This is a genomic window from Amycolatopsis umgeniensis, from assembly GCF_014205155.1.
In the GTDB taxonomy this organism is placed as follows: Bacteria; Actinomycetota; Actinomycetes; order Mycobacteriales; family Pseudonocardiaceae; genus Amycolatopsis; species Amycolatopsis umgeniensis.
Genome location: NZ_JACHMX010000001.1, coordinates 7,181,888 through 7,199,094 on the forward strand (window position 1 = coordinate 7,181,888; position 17,207 = coordinate 7,199,094).

14 protein-coding genes are annotated in these 17,207 nt (G+C 70.6%); 12 read left to right on the top strand and 2 right to left on the bottom strand.

The genetic code is table 11. The features are described 5' to 3' along the window. Positions 1-135: 135 nt before the first annotated feature. From rsmH to HDA45_RS33510, 11 genes are all read left to right on the top strand, one after another. Positions 136-1,095 (top strand): 16S rRNA (cytosine(1402)-N(4))-methyltransferase RsmH, encoded by a 960-nt coding sequence (gene rsmH / locus HDA45_RS33460; protein WP_184902125.1) that lies wholly within the window; start codon positions 136-138, stop codon positions 1,093-1,095. Beyond that, positions 1,092-1,799 carry a cell division protein FtsL gene (gene ftsL, locus HDA45_RS33465; RefSeq protein WP_184902126.1) on the top strand — a complete coding sequence of 236 codons (708 nt, stop codon included), beginning with the start codon at positions 1,092-1,094 and terminating at the stop codon, positions 1,797-1,799. The genes rsmH and ftsL overlap by 4 nt, the downstream gene beginning before the upstream one ends. Next, positions 1,799-3,715, top strand: coding sequence for a peptidoglycan D,D-transpeptidase FtsI family protein (locus tag HDA45_RS33470; protein ID WP_184902128.1), 1,917 nt, complete (start codon positions 1,799-1,801; stop codon positions 3,713-3,715). Before ftsL ends, HDA45_RS33470 begins: the two co-directional genes overlap by 1 nt. Positions 3,716-4,154: 439 nt before the next feature. Beyond that, positions 4,155-5,660: a UDP-N-acetylmuramoyl-L-alanyl-D-glutamate--2,6-diaminopimelate ligase gene (locus HDA45_RS33475; protein WP_184906317.1), complete on the top strand. Its 1,506-nt coding sequence runs from the start codon at positions 4,155-4,157 to the stop codon at positions 5,658-5,660. Then, on the top strand, positions 5,657-7,189 hold the full coding sequence (locus HDA45_RS33480) for a UDP-N-acetylmuramoyl-tripeptide--D-alanyl-D-alanine ligase (protein ID WP_184902131.1): 1,533 nt from the start codon (positions 5,657-5,659) through the stop codon (positions 7,187-7,189). Before HDA45_RS33475 ends, HDA45_RS33480 begins: the two co-directional genes overlap by 4 nt. Further along, positions 7,186-8,271: a phospho-N-acetylmuramoyl-pentapeptide-transferase gene (mraY, locus tag HDA45_RS33485; RefSeq protein ID WP_076154832.1), complete on the top strand. Its 1,086-nt coding sequence runs from the start codon at positions 7,186-7,188 to the stop codon at positions 8,269-8,271. Before HDA45_RS33480 ends, mraY begins: the two co-directional genes overlap by 4 nt. Before the next feature lie 3 nt (positions 8,272-8,274). Further along, the gene (gene murD, locus HDA45_RS33490) at positions 8,275-9,693 is read left to right on the top strand and encodes a UDP-N-acetylmuramoyl-L-alanine--D-glutamate ligase (RefSeq protein ID WP_184902133.1); all 1,419 of its coding nucleotides are present in this window, start codon (positions 8,275-8,277) and stop codon (positions 9,691-9,693) included. Continuing rightward, a complete protein-coding gene (ftsW, locus tag HDA45_RS33495; RefSeq protein ID WP_184902135.1) occupies positions 9,680-11,164 on the top strand; it encodes a putative lipid II flippase FtsW in 1,485 nt (494 codons plus the stop codon). Before murD ends, ftsW begins: the two co-directional genes overlap by 14 nt. Then, positions 11,161-12,288, top strand: a complete 1,128-nt coding sequence (gene murG, locus HDA45_RS33500; protein WP_184902137.1) for an undecaprenyldiphospho-muramoylpentapeptide beta-N-acetylglucosaminyltransferase — start codon at positions 11,161-11,163, stop codon at positions 12,286-12,288. Before ftsW ends, murG begins: the two co-directional genes overlap by 4 nt. Beyond that, entirely contained in the window at positions 12,281-13,690 is a 1,410-nt protein-coding gene (gene murC / locus HDA45_RS33505; RefSeq protein ID WP_184902139.1) for a UDP-N-acetylmuramate--L-alanine ligase, read from the top strand. Before murG ends, murC begins: the two co-directional genes overlap by 8 nt. A gap of 25 nt (positions 13,691-13,715) precedes the next feature. After that, the gene (locus HDA45_RS33510; RefSeq protein ID WP_184902141.1) at positions 13,716-14,534 is read left to right on the top strand and encodes a cell division protein FtsQ/DivIB; all 819 of its coding nucleotides are present in this window, start codon (positions 13,716-13,718) and stop codon (positions 14,532-14,534) included. A 57-nt stretch (positions 14,535-14,591) separates the two neighbouring features. Here the strand turns inward: HDA45_RS33510 and HDA45_RS33515 are convergent, their stop codons facing one another. After that, on the bottom strand, positions 14,592-15,341 hold the full coding sequence (locus HDA45_RS33515) for a TetR/AcrR family transcriptional regulator (protein WP_184902143.1): 750 nt from the start codon (positions 15,339-15,341) through the stop codon (positions 14,592-14,594). A 95-nt stretch (positions 15,342-15,436) separates the two neighbouring features. Here HDA45_RS33515 and HDA45_RS33520 point away from each other — a divergent pair, with 95 nt between their 5' ends. Further along, complete coding sequence (locus HDA45_RS33520) at positions 15,437-16,270, top strand: NAD(P)H-binding protein (RefSeq protein ID WP_184902145.1); 834 nt, start codon at positions 15,437-15,439, stop codon at positions 16,268-16,270. Positions 16,271-16,420: 150 nt separating this feature from the next. Here HDA45_RS33520 and HDA45_RS33525 read toward each other — a convergent pair whose 3' ends face one another. Beyond that, complete coding sequence (locus HDA45_RS33525; protein WP_184902147.1) at positions 16,421-17,194, bottom strand: hypothetical protein; 774 nt, start codon at positions 17,192-17,194, stop codon at positions 16,421-16,423. Positions 17,195-17,207: the final 13 nt, after the last annotated feature.

Sequence of the window (17,207 nt, forward strand, 5' to 3'; positions counted from 1 at the left end):
CCACACGGATGCCGTGAGGCCTCTGTCCGCTCAGTGGCCCTGGTACACCTTCCCCGGTACCAGGTCAGTAAGCGGGCGGACAGGGACCTGACGGCATCCGGCATCTTCCCCGGCACTACAGGAAAGGGGGAAGACATGGCAGACGAACACGAGCACGTCCCGGTGCTGTTGGACCGCATCGTCGAGTTGTTCGAGCCGGTCTTCTCCGACCGCGAGGCCGTGCTGGTCGACGCGACCGTCGGACTCGGCGGTCATTCCGACGCGCTGCTCACCGCGTTCCCCTCACTGCGCCTCGTCGCGCTCGACCGCGACCCCAACGCGCTGGAACTCTCCGCGAAACGGCTTGCGCCGCACGGGGATCGCGTCGACTTCGTGCACGCCGTCTACGACGAGATGCCGTCTGCGCTGCAAGGTCTCGGACTGTCCAGAGTGGACGGAATCCTGTTCGACCTCGGCGTCTCCTCGATGCAGCTGGACCGCGCCGAGCGTGGTTTCGCCTACTCCAAGGACTCCCCGCTCGACATGCGGATGGACCCGACCACCGGGATCACCGCGGCCGACGTCCTCAACACCTACACCCCGGGCGAGCTGATCCGGATCCTGCGCGACTACGGCGAGGAACGGTTCGCCCAGCGGATCGTCAAAGCCGTTGTGGCAGAACGTGAGAAGGAACCTTTCACGCGCAGCGGACGGCTGGTGGAACTGCTGTACGACGCTGTCCCCGCGGCGAGCAGGCGCACCGGCGGACATCCGGCGAAGCGAACTTTCCAGGCGCTGCGGATCGAGGTCAACGGCGAACTGGAGGTGCTGCGGCGGGCGATGCCGCGGGCACTTTCGGTACTCGCCGTCGGCGGCCGCATCGTCGTCGAGTCCTATCAGTCCCTCGAGGACCGCCTGGTCAAACAGGCCCTCGCGGAACTGGCGAAATCCCGGACCCCGGAAGGGCTTCCGGTGGAACTGCCGGGCCACGGCCCGGAACTGAAACTGCTCACCAGAGGGGCCGAGAAGGCCGGCGAGGCGGAGACCGAACAGAACACACGGGCCGCCTCCGTGCGGCTGCGAGCCGCCGAACGGATCGGAGACCGAGCACGATGACCGCTCCCGCGAAGTCCCGCGGCCGCCGGACACCGGCGCCCGGACGGCGTGCCCGCGCGACCAGCACGGTCGACGAGACGCCGGACACCACCGAGACCACGAAGTCCACACGCGCTTCCCGCGGCCGGACGTCGGCGGCCGAACGCGCCTATGCCCGCCGGGCCCAGCGCGCCGACCTGCTGCAGCGCGACCAGCAGCGCAACCGTCCCGAGGCCGAAGGCGGCGCGGGCAAGGAAGAGCCGAGGAAGAAGCTCAAGCTGCGCTGGCCGCGTTCGCGCGCGTCGTTCGTGCTGATGATGATGGGCATGCTGGCCGTCGGCGTGGCGTGCACGCTGTGGCTGACCACGCAGGCCATCGCCGACTCGTACCGGCTCGAACAGCTCCGCACGACCAACGCCGGGCTCGCCGAGGCGAAGGAACGGCTGCAGCGCGAAGTCGCGAAGGCCGAGTCGCCCGCTTCCCTCGCGCCCAAGGCCAGGGAACTGGGCATGGTGCCCGGCGGCGACCCCGCGCACCTCGTGGTCGGCCCGGATGGACAGTCCACTGTGGTCGGTGAGCCGAAGAAGGCCGCGGCCGACGCACCTCCCGTCACCCCGAGCGCGGTGCCGCCGCCCGCCGAGGGGACGCAGGGCGGGGTGATCGAGGGCGACCAGCCCGCGATCCCGCGGGAGGACACGCCGCCCCCGGCGCAGGGAGGCCAGTGATGTCACCCGGCCGTCCGGCACAGGCCCGGGCCCGGTCGGCGGGGAGCGCGCGGCGGACCTACGCCGCCGGGACCCGGCGCGCCACCGCCCGGCGGGGCAACGGGGGAAATCCGAGCCGGTTCACCGGCGTCCGGATCCTGCTGATCATCGTGATGGTGCTCGCCGGCCTCAAACTGGTGCAGGTGCAGTGGTTCGAGGCCGGTGCGCTGTCCGAAGCCGCGGAACGGCAGCGGGCGTCGGTGATCGAAAGTCCCGCGCAGCGCGGGTCCATCATGGACCGCAACGGGACGAAGATCGCGTTCAGCATCGAGGTGCGGACCCTCGCGGTGAGCCTGAACTGGCTCCACAAGACCATGGACGACTTGGCCGCGAAGAACCCGGCCAAGGGCAAGAACTTCGAGACCGAGGTGGCGGCCGCGGCGAAGGCGATCGCGGCCAAGCTGCCGGGATTGATCACCGAGAAGGAACTGCTGGACAAGTTCCACAAGCCGGACGGGTTCACCTACCTGGTCCACGACATCGAACCGTCGGTCGCCGAATCGATTGTCAAGGAATTCCCGTGGATCAGCGTGGAGAAGCGCTCGAAGCGGGAGTACCCCGGCGACTCGGTGGGCGCGAACATCATCGGCTACGCGAACTGGCGTACCGACGACAAGGACGTCTCCAGGCACAACCTGCACGGTGGCTACGGCCTCGAAGCGTCACGGGACAACGACCTCGCCGGGACACCGGGCCGCAAGATCGTCAACACCCGGAACGGCAACGACAACCTCGTCATCCCCGGTACCGAACGGGACATCCAGAACGCCGTCCCCGGTTCGGACCTGCAGCTGACGATCGACACCGACCTGCAGTACGAACTGCAGCGGCAGTTGAGCGAGTACGTCACCAAGTCGCAGGCCAAGGGCGGCCAGGCGGTCATCATGGACTCGAAGACCGGCGAGGTCTACGCGCTGGCCAACGACAAGACGGTGAACCTCAACGACCCGGCCTCGCGCAGTGAGACGGAGAACCTGAACAACCGCGCGGTGACCACACCGTTCGAACCGGGTTCGGTGAACAAGATCGTCACCGCCGCCGGCGCGATCGACCAGGGCCTCACCACGCCCGAGGCGTCGATGTCGGTGCCGGGTTCGCTCCAGGTCGCGGACAAGATCGTCAAGGACGCCTGGCACCACGGGGCGCAGCAGTTCACCACCACCGGCATCTTCGCGAAGTCTTCGAACGTCGGGACCCTGTTGCTGGCGCAGAAGATCGGCGAGGACCGCTACGCGGACCTGCTCAAGAAGTTCGGTCTCGGCCAGCGCACCGGCCTCGGCCTTCCCGGCGAAAGCCCGGGCGTCGTGCCGCCGCGTAACCAGTGGTACGCCACGACTTTCGGCAACCTGCCGATCGGGCAGGGGCTTTCGATGACCGTCGTGCAGATGGCCGGGATGTACCAGGCCATCGCGAACGACGGGCTGCGCGTGGAACCCCGGGTGGTCAAGGCGAAGGTCAACCCGGACGGGACGGTCGTTCCGGAACCGGCGCCGAAGACCGTGCAGGTGATCAGCCCGCAGGCGGCGAAGACCGTGCGCGACATGATGCGCGCCGTGACGCAGAGCGGCCGGGGGCAGCAGAGCGGCACCGGGCCGAAGGCGGCGCTGGAGGGCTATCAGATCTCGGGCAAGACGGGCACCGGCCAGCAGGTCGACCCGCAGACGAAGACGTACAGCAACTCGCTGTACAACATCACCTTCGCCGGGATCCTGCCCGCCGACCGCCCCCGGTTCGTCGTCGGCATCCGGCTCGACGCGCCGGCGAACACGGCCTCGGCCGCGCCACTGTTCCACTCGGTGGCCGCTTACCTGGCGCAGCGGTTCCAGATCCCGCTTTCGAACGGTCCCACGCCTCAGGTCCCGCTGGTCCTGTCTTAGCGCTGTCGTGAAGGCCTCCTTGCCTACCCTGAAGGTAGTGAAGGAGGCCTTCACGGACTCCGTGGATCACCCCGGCCCACCTCGCTCCGGCCCAGCACCGTGCCTCGTAGCTGTCCGTGAACGGTTCCCCGCACCGAGCGCCGCCCGAAACGCCGACGCCATTCCTCCCCGAAGTCCTCAAGCGACAGTCGGAAGCCCTTGCGTGCCAAGGAGAGCTCGCGCAACCCATTACCACGGGCATGATCACCGTGCTCACACCCCGCACCGCTTCCGTCACCCGAATGCCGCGCCGGTAACCTCCTTTGCTGTGTCGGTGCCTACTTCAGATCCCCGCAGCGGTCCCGCCGTCGAAAGCGGGTCCGGCGCGACGGCTGCCCAGGTCCCGGACAGCCCGGTCAAGGCCGTCGCCGCACCCCCTCGTCCGGCCAGGATCGAGCCGATGCCGCTGGGCACCCTGCTCGCCAGGGCGGGCGCGCGGCTCGTGGTGGGCGGTGACGACTACCCGTCGTCGGCCGAGCTGACGGTCACGGGCAGCACGCTGCGCGCGCAGCACGTCCTCCCCGGTGACCTCTTCGCCGCGCTTCCCGGTGCCCGTGCCCACGGCGCGGACTTCAGCGACCAGGCCATCGCCTCCGGTGCGGCCGCGGTGCTCACCGACGAGGCGGGCGCCGAGCGTCCCGTGCTCCGCGACGCAGGGGTGCCGATCCTGGTGCATCCGGACCCGCGCGCCGCGCTCGGCGAGATCGCGGCCTGGATCTACGGCGAGCCGTCGCTGGAGCTTTCGGTCCTCGGGATCACCGGGACGTCCGGCAAGACCACGACGTCCTACCTGGTCGACGCCGGGCTCAAAGCGGCCGGGCTCACCACCGGGCTGATCGGCACGGTCGAGACCCGGATCGCGGGCGAGCGGCTGGCCAGCGGGTTCACCACCCCCGAGGCGCCGGATCTGCAGGCGCTCCTCGCGGTGATGGTGGAACGCGGGGTCACGCACGTCCCGATGGAGGTCTCCAGCCACGCGCTGTCGCTGGGCCGGGTCAACGGCACGCGGTTCGCGGTCGGGGCCTTCACCAACCTCTCCCAGGACCACCTGGACTTCCACAAGGACATGGAGGAGTACTTCGCCGCCAAGTCGCTGCTGTTCGACGGCCGCTCCACCGCCGAGGTGGTCGTCGTCGACAGCGCCTGGGGCCACGCTCTCCTCACCCCGCACACGGTGACCGTCTCCACCGAGCCGGGAACGGACGCGCTGTGGCGCGCCACCGACCTGACGCCCACGCCCGCGGGGGAGCAGACCTTCACCCTCCACGGCCCCGACGGCCTCGCCGCCTCGGCGAAGATCCCGCTGCCGGGTGAGTTCAACGTGGCGAACGCCGTGCTCGCCGCCGCGATCCTCGACACCGCCGGCGTCCCGCTCGAAGCCATCGTCGCCGGGCTCGCCTCGGTCGAGGTGCCGGGCCGGATGGAGCGGGTCTACCTCGGCCAGCCGTTCACCGCGGTGGTCGACTACGCGCACAAGCCCGCCGCGGTCGCGCAGGGGCTCGACGCCTTGCGCGCCCGCACCGAGGGCCGCATCATCACCGTCCTCGGCTGCGGCGGCGACCGTGACACCGCGAAGCGCCCGGTGATGGGCGAGGCGGCGGTCCGGCGCAGCGAGGTGCTGATCGTGACCGACGACAACCCGCGTTCGGAGGATCCGGCCGCGATCCGGGCGGCGATGCTGGCCGGTGCCCGCAACGCCGGACCGGCGCTGGGCGGCGAGATCCTCGAGATCGCCGATCGCCGGGAAGCCATCGTCCACGCGGTCGAACTCGCCCGGCCCGGGGACATCGTGCTCATCGCGGGCAAGGGCCACGAGACCGGCCAGGAGGTCCAGGGTGTCGTGCACCCGTTCTCCGACCGGGACGAGCTCGCCTCCGCCATCCGCAGACGTCTGGAGACAGTGTGATCGTGCTCAGCCTCGCCGAGATCGCCGGCATCGTCGGCGGCAGGCTGCATCGGACCGACGGCACCGCCGAGGTCACTGGAAGCGTCGAATTCGACACCCGCGAGATCACGCCCGGCGGACTGTTCGTCGCGCTGCCCGGGGCGAAGGTCGACGGCCATGACTTCGCGGCGAGGGCCGTCGAGTCCGGCGCCGTCGCGGTGCTCGCGGCCCGCGAGGTCGACGCCCCGGCCGTGATCGTGCCGCCGCTGGACGCCGGTGTCGCGCACGACCGGGCGTTCGCGCTGGTCTCCGACAAGGACGGGGCGGGTGCCGCGGTGCTGGCCGCGCTGGCCAAGCTCGCCCGCCACGTGATCCAGAAGCTTTCCAGTGACCACCTGACCGTCGTCGGGGTCACCGGTTCGGCGGGCAAGACCTCCACCAAGGACATCATCGCCCAGCTGCTGGAGCCGCTCGGCCCGACGGTCGCGCCGCCGGGATCGTTCAACAACGAGCTCGGCCACCCCTGGACGGCGCTGCGGGCCGACGCCTCGACCCGGCAGCTGGTGCTGGAGCTGTCCGCCCGCGGGCCCGGCCACATCGCCGAGCTGGCGTCCATCGCGCCGCCGCGGATCGGGGTCGTGCTCAACGTCGGCACCGCGCACGTCGGCGAGTTCGGTTCGCGCGAGGGCATCGCCAAGGGCAAGGGCGAGCTCGTCGAGGCGCTGCCGAGCGCGGAAGACGGCGGTGTCGCGGTCCTGAACCTCGACGACCCGTACGTCGCGGCGATGGCGAGCCGCACGAGCGCGCGGGTGGTGTTCGTCGGCGAGAGCGAGTCCGCGCAGGTCCGCGCCGTCGACATCACCCTCGACGACGAGGCGCGCGCGTCGTTCCGCCTGGTCACCCCGGACGGCGAGGCGCCGGTGAAGCTGCCGCTCTACGGCGAGCACCAAGTCGGCAACGCGCTCAGCGCCGCCGCCGTGGCGCTGGAGATGGGCTCGACGACCGAGGAGGTCGCGGCGCGTCTGTCGGGTCTCGAGCGGCGCTCAGAGCGCCGTATGGAGGTCAGCACCCGGTCCGACGGTGTCACGGTGCTCAACGACTCGTTCAACGCCAGCCCCGAGTCGATGCGGGCCGCCCTCAAGGCGCTCGCGTCGATGAGCGCGAAGCGCCGTTCCTGGGCCGTGCTCGGCGTGATGGGGGACCTCGGCGAAGACTCCGTCGCCGCGCACGACGGCATCGGCAGGCTCGTCGTCCGGCTCAACATCGACAAGCTCGTGGTCATCGGACAGGCCGCCTCGGCCACGCATCAAGGCGCGCAGCAGGAGGGTTCCTGGGGCGAGGAGTCGGTACTGGTACCCGACGTCGAGGCCGCCATCGCCCTGCTGCATGATCAGCTCCGCGCGGGAGACGTGGTGCTGGTGAAGGCGTCCAAGGCCGCCGCGCTGTGGAGGGTGGCCGACGCCGTGCTCGCCTCCCCGACAACGATCGTGGAAACCCCTGTAGTACCCCCTTCCCCCTCACAAGAACGCTCGAACGGTGGTGACGCGTGATCAGCATCCTGATCGCGGCGGCGGCGGGCCTGCTGGTCTCCATCCTCCTCACTCCCTATCTGATCCGGGTCTTCTCCCGGCAGGGCTTCGGCCAGGAGATCCGGGAGGAAGGACCGCAGGGACACAAATCCAAACGCGGTACCCCGACGATGGGTGGTGTCGCGATCATCGTCGCGATGGTCGTCGGGTATTTCGTGGCTCATCTGATCAGCTCGCTCAGCGGCGGCAACGGCACCGGCGGCCCGTCCGCTTCGGGTCTGCTGGTGCTCGCGCTGGCGGTGGGTCTCGGGATCGTCGGGTTCCTCGACGACTTCATCAAGATCCGCAAGCAGCGCAACCTCGGGCTGAACAAGACCGCGAAACTGGTCGGCCAGCTGGTGGTCACGATCGGCTTCGCGATCCTGGCGCTGCAATTCGCCGACGAGCGCGGGCTGACCCCGGCGTCGGAGAGCCTGTCCTACGTGCGTGACCTCGCGCTGATCACCTTCCCGTCGGTGTTCTTCGTGATCTTCTGCTACATCGTCATCTCGGGCTGGTCGAACGCGGTGAACTTCACCGACGGCCTCGACGGGCTCGCCGGCGGCACCGCGGCGATGGTGCTGGCGACCTACGTCGTCATCGCCTTCTGGCAGACCCGCCTCTCGTGCGCGGTCACCCCGCAGGCCGCCTGCTACGACGTCCGTGACCCGCTGGACCTGGCCGTGGTGGCCGCCGCGGCGACCGGTGCCTGTGTCGGGTTCCTCTGGTGGAACGCGGCCCCGGCGAAGATCTTCATGGGCGACACCGGTTCGCTGGCCCTCGGTGGCCTCGTCGCCGGTCTGTCGATGACCACCCGCACCGAACTGCTCGCCATCGTCATCGGCGGTCTGTTCATGGTCGAGATGATCTCGGTGGTCGCGCAGATCGCGGTGTTCCGCACGACCAGGCGGCGGCTGTTCCGGATGGCCCCGTTCCATCACCACTTCGAACTCGCGGGCTGGGCGGAGACCACGGTCATCATCCGGTTCTGGCTGCTCTCGGCCATCTGCTGCATGTTCGGTCTCGGCCTGTTCTACAGCGAACAGCTCGGTCTCGGGGGTTAAGCGGTGGAGCTCGCCGGTCGTCACGTCCTCGTCGCCGGTGCCGGGGTCACCGGCAAATCCGTCGTCCCCGTCCTGCGGGAGCTGGGCGCGCGGATCACCGTCACCGACGGCAACGCCGAACGGCTGGCGGAGCTCGAAGGCCAGCTCGGTCGAAACCATGGCGCCGAGCTGGTGCCCGGTCTGTCGGAGCCGCCCGAAGGTGTCGAGCTGGTCGTGACCAGCCCGGGCTGGAAGCCGACGTCACCCCTGCTGGTGGCGGCGGCCGAAGCGGGCATCGAGGTGATCGGTGACGTCGAGCTGGCCTGGCGCGCCGGGCAGCTGCGTGACAAGCCCCCGGTGTGGCTCGCGATCACCGGTACCAACGGCAAGACCACCACGGTCGGGATGCTGGAGTCGATCCTGCGTTCCGCCGGGGTCGACGCCGTGGCCTGCGGGAACGTCGGTTTCGCGGTGCTCGACGCGGTGCGTGCCGGGCACGAGGTGCTCGCCGTGGAGCTGTCGAGCTTCCAGCTGCACTGGTCGTCCACGCTGGCCCCGCTCGCCTCGGTGGTGCTGAACCTCGCTGAGGATCACCTCGACTGGCACGGCTCGATGGAGGAGTACGCGGCCGCGAAGGGGCGGATCCACGACCACTCGCGGAACGTGGTGCACAACCTGCACGAGGAGTGGTCCGGCCGGCTCGCCGACGCGCACGCTCCCGAAGGCGCCCGTCGCGTCGCCTTCGGCATGGACACCCCGCGCCCCGGCGAACTCGGGATCGTGGAAGACCTGCTGGTCGACCGCGCTTTCGTCGCCGACCCGGCGACCAGCGCCGACGAACTCGGCACGCTGGCCGACGTCCGTCCGGCCGGTCCGCACAACGTCTCCAACGCGCTCGCCGCGGCCGCGCTGGCCCGCGCGTACGGCGTCAGCGGCGAGGACGTCGCCAAGGGCCTGCGCGAGTACCGCCCCGCCCCGCACCGCGCCGAGGAGATCGGAGAGATCGACGGCGTCCGGTACATCAACGACTCCAAGGCGACCAACCCGCACGCGGCGAGTGGATCACTGCGCGCGCATCTGAACGTCGTCTGGATCGCCGGTGGCCAGCTCAAGGGCGCTTCCGTGGACGAGCTCGTCGGCTCGATCGCCGGCAGGCTCCGCGGGGTCGTGCTGTTCGGCGTGGATTCACCCGTGATCGCCGCCGCTGTTGCGCGACACGCGCCGGATGTCCCGGTCAACAGCCTCCCTTCGGGTGACGATGACACCATGACTGCGGCGGTGAAGGCGGCCCGCGCCCTGGCGCGCCCTGGAGATGTGGTGCTGCTGGCCCCCGCCGCGGCGTCGTTGGACATGTACTCGAGCTACGGCGCACGCGGCGACGCGTTCGCGAGCGCGGTCCGTGTCCTGCGCGACGGTGCGGGGGAGACCAGTGACGGCGGTTGACGAAAAGAAGCGCGAGCCCGCGCCACGGCAGCGCAAGTCCCGTGAGCGCAAGGAAAGCCCGTTCGTCGCCTTCCGCACCGCGCTGACGGCGTGGCTTTCGAGGCCGCTCGCCTCGTTCCACCTGGTACTCGCGCTCACCGGTGTGCTGACCGTGATCGGCGCCGTGATGGTGCTGTCCGCGTCCTCGGTCGCTTCGTACAACCCCAAGACCGGCACCGGGGTGTACGCCCAGTTCAGCAAGCACCTCATGTTCGTCGCGATCGGCGCGGCGGTGTTCTGGGTCGGGCTGCGGGTGCCGCTGGAACGCGTCCGGCGGCTGTCGGCGACGGCGACCGTGGTCTGCCTCGGGCTGCTCGTGCTGGTGCTGACCCCGCTCGGGTCCGAGGTCAACGGCTCGCAGGGCTGGTTCCGGCTCGGCGGGTTCGCCTTCCAGCCGGTCGAGGCCGCCAAGGTCGCGCTGGCCTTCTGGGGCGCGCACATCCTGGTGATCAAGTACAACATCATCAACCAGTGGCGGCATCTGCTCGTCCCGGTCGTGCCGATCGCGCTGCTGATGTTCGCGCTGGTCATGATGCAGCCCGACCTCGGCGGCACGGTCACTCTCGCGGTGGTGCTGCTGGCCCTGCTGTGGTTCGCGGGCGCACCGAAACGGCTGTTCGGCGTCATCCTCGCGGGTGGTCTCGCCGGGATCCTGGTGCTGGCCATCATCGCGCCGTACCGGCTCGCGCGGGTCATGTCGTTCGTCTCCGGCGACCCGGACACCAGCGCGGACGGCTTCCAGGCCAACCAGGCGAAACTCGCGCTCGCCGACGGCGGGATGTTCGGCAAGGGCCTCGGGCAGGGCCAGTCCAACTGGGGCTACCTGCCGAACGTGCAGAACGACTTCATCTTCGCCCTGATCGGCGAGGAGCTCGGTTTCATCGGCTGCGTGGTCGTGCTGGGGCTGTTCGCCGGGGTCGCCGTGGTCGGCCTGCGGATCGCCACCCGCAACCTCGACCCGTGGATCCGCATCGTGTCCGGCACGCTGACCGTCTTCCTGGTCGCGCAGGCCGGTATCAACATCGGCTACGTGGTCGGCCTGCTGCCGGTCACCGGGGTCACGCTGCCGCTGATCTCCTACGGCGGGACGTCGCTGGTGATCACCATGCTCATCATGGGGATCCTCGCGAACGCCGCCCGGCACGAACCGGAGGCGGTGGCCGCACTGCGCTCGCAGGGGCCGGGTAAATTCGGACGCCTGCTGAGGCTTCCCGCGCCCGAGCCGTACCGCCCGCCCGCCAAGCGCAAGGGCACCGCGGCCAGGGGCGGTACCGCCAAGGCGGCGAGGCCCGCGCCGAGGACGGCGAGGCCTTCGCCCGCCCAGGAACGGCGCCGTTCGGTGCGGGAACCCGGCAGGCGGACGGCCGCGCGAACGGCAGTGAACCGCGGTACCGCGAAACGGGGTACCGCAAACCGGAGAGGTCATAGGTGAACAACCCCGTTAGAGCGGACGCCGCAGCCGAGGTCGCGGGCAAGGCGCCGGTGGTCGTGGTCGCCGGTGGCGGCACCGCAGGACACATCGAACCCGCTCTCGCCCTCGCCGACGCGGTGATGCGCCTGCGTCCCGACGCGAAGGTGATCGCGCTGGGGACCGAGCGCGGGCTGGAGAACAAGCTCGTCCCGGCGCGGGGCTACCCGCTGGAGCTGATCCCACCGGTGCCGATGCCGCGCAAGCCGACCCCCGAGCTGCTGAAGATGCCGCTGAAGGTCCGCGACTCGGTCAAGCGCACCCGTGACGTCCTGGAGCGGGTCGGCGCGGACGTCGTCGTCGGGTTCGGCGGTTACGTCGCGCTTCCGGCGTACCTCGCCGCGCGCGGGCGCACGCCGATCGTGGTGCACGAGGCCAACGAGAAGCCGGGCCTGGCGAACAAGGTCGGCGCGCGGTTCGCCGTCCGCGTCGCCGTCGCCGTCCCGGGGACGCCGCTGGCGAAGGCCGAGGTCATCGGCATCCCGCTGCGGCGCTCCATCACCTCGCTCGACAGGGCCGCGCTGCGCGCCGAGGCCCGTGAGTTCTTCGGGCTCGACCCCGACGCCCCGACGCTGCTGGTCTTCGGCGGCTCGCAGGGCGCGGTGTCGATCAACGGCGCGGTCTCCGGCGCTGCCAAGGAGTTCGCGGACGCCGGTGTCGGTGTCCTGCACGCCCACGGGCCGAAGAACACGCTGGTCGCCCAGGAGTTCCCCGGCAGGCCCGCGTACGTCCCGGTGCCGTATCTGGAGCGCATGGACCTGGCCTACGCCGCCGCCGACGCGGTGGTGTGCCGTTCCGGAGCGATGACCGTCGCCGAGGTCTCCGCGGTCGGCCTGCCCGCGGTGTTCGTCCCGCTGCCGTACGGCAACGGCGAACAGGCGGTCAACGCCCGGCCCGCGGTCGACGCGGGAGCAGGGCTGATGCTCGCCGACGCCGACCTCAGCCCCGCCAAGGTCGCCGAACTGGTGATCCCCCTGGTGACCGACGCCGACAGGGTCGCGAAGATGAGCGCGGCCGCGGTCGGCCTCGGCCACCGCGAGGCCGACGAGACCCTTGCCAAGATCGTGCTGGAGGCCGCAGGTGCCTGATCAACTCCCCGACACGCTCACGCGTGCCCACCTGATCGGGATCGGCGGCGCCGGGATGAGCGGCATCGCCCGGATCCTGCTGGCCCGCGGCGCCCAGGTCTCCGGTTCCGACGCCAAGGAGTCGCGCGCGTTCCTTTCGCTGCGGGCCCAGGGCGCCGAGATCGCCGTCGGCCAGGCGCCCGAGAACCTCGACGCGTTCCCCGAAGGCCCGTCCTCGGTGATCGTGTCGACCGCGATCAAGGAGACCAACCCGGAGCTGATGGCCGCGCGGGAACGCGGGATCACCGTGCTGCACCGCGCGCAGGCGCTGGCCGGGCTGATGGAGGGGCACCGCGTCGCGTGCATCGCCGGGACGCACGGCAAGACGTCGACGACGTCGATGCTGACCGTCGCGCTCCAGCACTGTCACCTCGATCCGTCGTTCGCCATCGGCGGCGACCTCAACGAGTCGGGCGCGAACGCGCACCACGGCGAGGGCGGCGTCTTCGTCGCCGAAGCCGACGAGAGCGACGGGTCGTTCCTGGCCTACTCGCCGTCGGTCGCCGTGGTGACCAACGTCGAGCCGGACCACCTGGACCACCACGGCACCGCCGAGGCGTACGTCTCGGTGTTCACCGACTTCCTCGGCCGGATCGCGCCGGGCGGGCTGCTCATCGTCTGCGGTGACGACGAGGGGGCCGACGCGCTGGGCACGCGGGCCTCGGCGCAGGGCATCCGCGTCCGCCGCTACGGGCGTTCGGTCACCGGCGCGGACGACGCCAAGGTCCTGGACTTCGCCCCGGCCCCGGACGGCGGCGTCGTCCGGATTTCCTTGCAGGGCGAGGAAATCACCCTCCGGGTCGCGGTGCCGGGCGAACACATGGCACTGAACGCGATCGCCGCGCTGCTGGCCGGGATCGAGCTGGGCGCGCCCGTCGAAAGGCTGGCCGAAGGGCTCGCCGCGTTCGGCGGCGTCCGGCGGCGGTTCGAGTTCAAGGGCCGCTCGGGCGACGTCCGGGTGTACGACGACTACGCGCACCACCCGACCGAGGTCGACGCGCAGCTGCGCGCGGTGCGGACGGCCGCCGGGACGGGCCGGGTCATCGTGGTCTTCCAGCCGCATCTGTACTCGCGCACGAAGACGTTCTCGACGGAGTTCGCGGCCGCGCTGTCGCTGGCCGACGAGGTCGTCGTGCTGGACGTCTTCGGCGCCCGCGAGAAACCGGAGCCCGGGGTGAGCGGCGCGCTCATCGCCGACCAGATCACCGGTACTTCCGTGCACTACCAGCCCGCGTTCGACGTCGCGGCGAAGCTCGCGGCGGATCTGGTCAAACCCGGCGACCTGCTGGTGACCATGGGCGCCGGCGACGTCACGCAGCTCGGCCCCGAGATCCTGGCCGAGCTGGACCGGCGGGCGGGCTAGCCATGACATCGGCCGGCGGGCAGCCATGACACAGACCGGGGAACGCCGCCGCCCGGCCGAACCCGGTCGGCGTCCGCGCACCGAACGAACCCGACGGGCCGAGCAGGCGAAGGCCCGGCGCGGCAAACGGTCCGTCCAGGACCGCCGCCGCACCACCCGGCCGGTCAAGCGCAGGGAGATCCGGCGGCGCTGGGTCGCGCTGCTCTCGGTGCTGACCGTCGTCGCGCTCGTCTACCTGCTGTGGTTCAGCTCGATGCTGGGCGTGCAGCAGGTGGACGTCGTCGGGGCGAGTTCCGTGCCCGCGGACCTGATCCGCGGTACGGCGGCGGTGCCGGACCAGAAGCCGATGCTGCGCCTGGACACCGACGAGATCCGCGACCGGGTGGCGCAGATGCCCGGCATCGCCACCGTCGACGTCTCGCGGTCCTGGCCGAGCACCCTCGAGATCACCGTGACCGAACGCGCCGCGATCGCGTTCTTCGACAGCGGGCCCGGCGGCGACGGCGTGCACCTCGTCGACGGCGGGGGAGTGGTGTTCAAGACGGTCAAGGAACGGCCTGCGGGGCTGCCCGAGCTCAAACTGCCTTCGGTTTCGGCCGACGACCCGGTGACCCGCGCGGTGACCGGCGTCCTCGGCGTGATCCCGCTGCAGTTGCTCCAGCAGGTCACCACCGCGACGGCGAAGACGCCGGGCAGCGTCGAGTTCGCGCTCGCCGACGGGAAGACCGTGCGCTGGGGGACCCCGGCCGACACCGAACGCAAGGCGAAGGTCCTCGCCGCGCTGCTCACGCGCGAGGGGAAGGTCTTCGACGTCTCGGCTCCGGACCTGCCCACCGTCTCCTGACGCGTTTAGTCCTCTGGATGCGGCACTACCGCATCCAGAGGACTAAACGCGAGGCGCTCAGGGGGCGACGAGGGCTTCGATGCCGTCCAGCATGCGCTCCAGGCCGAACGTGAAGCTCTCGTCGGCGGCTTCGCAGGTTTCCGCCTCGTAGCCGCCGCTCTCCCAGATCCGCGTCATCGCCGGATGCCGTTCCACGTCGAAGTACTTCTCCCAGAACACCGACCGCTGCCCCCACCAGGCATCGGTCGACTGCCCGGTCTCCTGCTCGACCTGGGCTGTCTCGGCTGAAAGCGCCGCGTTCGCCTGGACGTAGATCTCGATGCTGTTCGCGGCGGCCGCGGCCTTGCGCGGCGCCAGCCCGATGTCCGACACCGCCGCGATCAGGTACTCCTGGCCCGCCATCAGCCCTGGCCCGAGCACCGGCCGCACCATCGACGTCGAGCGCAGCCACGGATGCGCCCGGAACACGGCCAGGGTGCGCTCCGCGTAGAGCCGGACCTGCTCGCGCCAGCCGTCCGGCCGGGGATCGCCGGGGCCGGGGAGGTCCCGTGCGGCGAGCACCGAGTCCACCATGAGGTCGAGCAGTTCCGTCTTGCCGGGGACGTAGGTGTAGAGCGTCATCGTGCCGACGTCGAGTTCCTTGGCGATCTGGCTCATCGACACGGTCGCCTCGCCCGCGCCGTCGGCGAGCGCGACGGCGGTGGAGATCACCTGGTCGAGGGTCAGTTTCGGCTTCCGCCCCCTGGTCGGCTGCCGGGCATCGCCGCGGTCACGCCACAACAGATCGAGGCTGCGCTCGACGTCCATCCACACTCCACTCGGCCGTGAAGCTGGATTCTACATTCTCGTATGCGGTACGGTTAATCCATTCCCGTAGGACGTACGAAAAGGAGTGGGGAATCGTGACGATCCTGGTGACCGGTGCGACCGGAAGCGTCGGCAGGCTGCTGGTCGACGAGCTGGTGGAGGCCGGAGCGCCGGTGCGGGCGCTGACCGTCAATCCGGCGAAGGCGGCGCTGCCGGAGCAGGTGGAGGTCGCCAAGGGCTATCTGGGCAAGCCGGAGACGCTGCCCGAAGCCCTGGAAGGCATCGAGACCGTGTACCTGGCGCCGCTGGCGGACACGGTCGACGACTTCGTGAAGCTGGCCAAGGAAGCCGGGGTGCGCCGGGTGGTGGCCCTGTCGGGCAGCAACGCCGACGATCCGGTGGAGAACTCGAGCGGCGTGGCCTACGCGATCGTCGAGAAGGCTGTCCGAGAGGGAGGCTTCGACTGGACGTTCCTACGGCCGGGCGCGTTCATGATCAACACGCTCGGCTGGGCGGAGACGATCAAGGCCGAGCGGGTGGTCCGCGAGGCCTACCCCGAATCGCGGATGACACCGATCGACCTCGGGGACATCGCCGCCGTCGCGGCGCACGTCATCCTGACCGAGGGGCATGACGGCAAGAAGCACACGCTGAGCGGGCCGACGGCGGTCAGCCAGCGCGAACAGGTCGCCGCCATCGCGGCCGCGCTCGGCGAAGAGGTGCGCTTCCAGGAGCTCACCCGGGAAGAGGCGAACCAGCAGTGGGCCGGCGCCGGGATCCCGCCGGAGATCGCGGAGTGGCTGCTCGACGGCTTCGCGTACTTCACCGAGAACCCCGACACCCCGACGGGCGTCGTCCAGGAACTCACCGGGCGGCCCGGTGTCACCTACGCGGAGTGGGCCGTGGCGAACGTCGAAGCGTTCCGCTGAGCCCTCCACGAAACCCGGAACTCGCGTGACTGGAGCCGGAACTCGCGTGACTGGAGCCGGAACTCGCGTGATTGAAGACGTAACTCATGAGTTCCGGTCTCAATCACGCGAGTCCCGGCCAGGAGCACGCGAGATACGGGTTACCGACCCTCAGCGTGCCCGGCGCGGGAGGCGGGTCGGCAGCGGCGCGCCCCGCCGCGGCTGGTCCGCCGTCACCTGGGCGGGCGGACGTTTCGGCTGGGGGAGCGGAGGCGGAGCCTGCGACTCGCGGGGCCAGGCGGGGGTGATCATCGCCTGCGCCCCGACCCGGCGGACCGGTAGCCCGTGCGCCTCGCGGGCGGGCAGACCGGGCCAGATCTCGCCCGCCTCCTTGGCGGCGTCCCGGATCGCGGTGCCGTCGAGCGAGGTGCGCGTCTCTTCGATGTCGCGGTCGAGCCACTGGACGACGAACTCCAGCGGTCCGTCCGGCGGCAGCGGCCACAGGAAGATCTCGTGGTCGACGTGGAACGCCGAACCGCCCAGCCCTTGGGCACGCAGCACCGGCTGGTCCGGTTTGGTCGCGGACGGTACGGAGATGGTCTCCGAACTGGCCCGGCGGCCGTCGGGGAAGAGCACCCCGACCAGCAGCGCGTTGTAGTCCGGGACCCGGCGGTGGTCGATCAGGCCCTCGCCGGGTTCGTCCAGCAGGAGATCCCGCGAGTACACCGACAGCTGGAAGGACACCGCCTCCGGCCACACCTCGATGCCGCGCAGCGCCACGATGGTCCGTTCGCCGCGGCCCAGCGGCATCGACCAGGGCAGGATCGCCGGGACGATGTACTCGTGCGGCGAGTCCACCCAGGGGCGGCCGTTGTAGCCGAACAGCTCCTGTTCCGGCACCGGGAACAGGGGGCGGCCGCGCGGTCCGTCGGCGAAGAAGCTCATCGCGGATCGGGTG

Excerpts from the sequence above, each read along its gene's own strand:
- rsmH (WP_184902125.1), top strand. The coding sequence starts at position 136 with ATGGCAGACGAACACGAGCACGTCCCGGTGCTGTTGGACCGCATCGTC.
- HDA45_RS33510 (WP_184902141.1), top strand. The coding sequence starts at position 13,716 with ATGACACAGACCGGGGAACGCCGCCGCCCGGCCGAACCCGGTCGGCGT.
- ftsL (WP_184902126.1), top strand. The coding sequence starts at position 1,092 with ATGACCGCTCCCGCGAAGTCCCGCGGCCGCCGGACACCGGCGCCCGGA.
- HDA45_RS33470 (WP_184902128.1), top strand. The coding sequence starts at position 1,799 with ATGTCACCCGGCCGTCCGGCACAGGCCCGGGCCCGGTCGGCGGGGAGC.
- HDA45_RS33525 (WP_184902147.1), bottom strand. The coding sequence starts at position 17,194 with ATGAGCTTCTTCGCCGACGGACCGCGCGGCCGCCCCCTGTTCCCGGTG.
- HDA45_RS33515 (WP_184902143.1), bottom strand. The coding sequence starts at position 15,341 with ATGGACGTCGAGCGCAGCCTCGATCTGTTGTGGCGTGACCGCGGCGAT.
- HDA45_RS33475 (WP_184906317.1), top strand. The coding sequence starts at position 4,155 with ATGCCGCTGGGCACCCTGCTCGCCAGGGCGGGCGCGCGGCTCGTGGTG.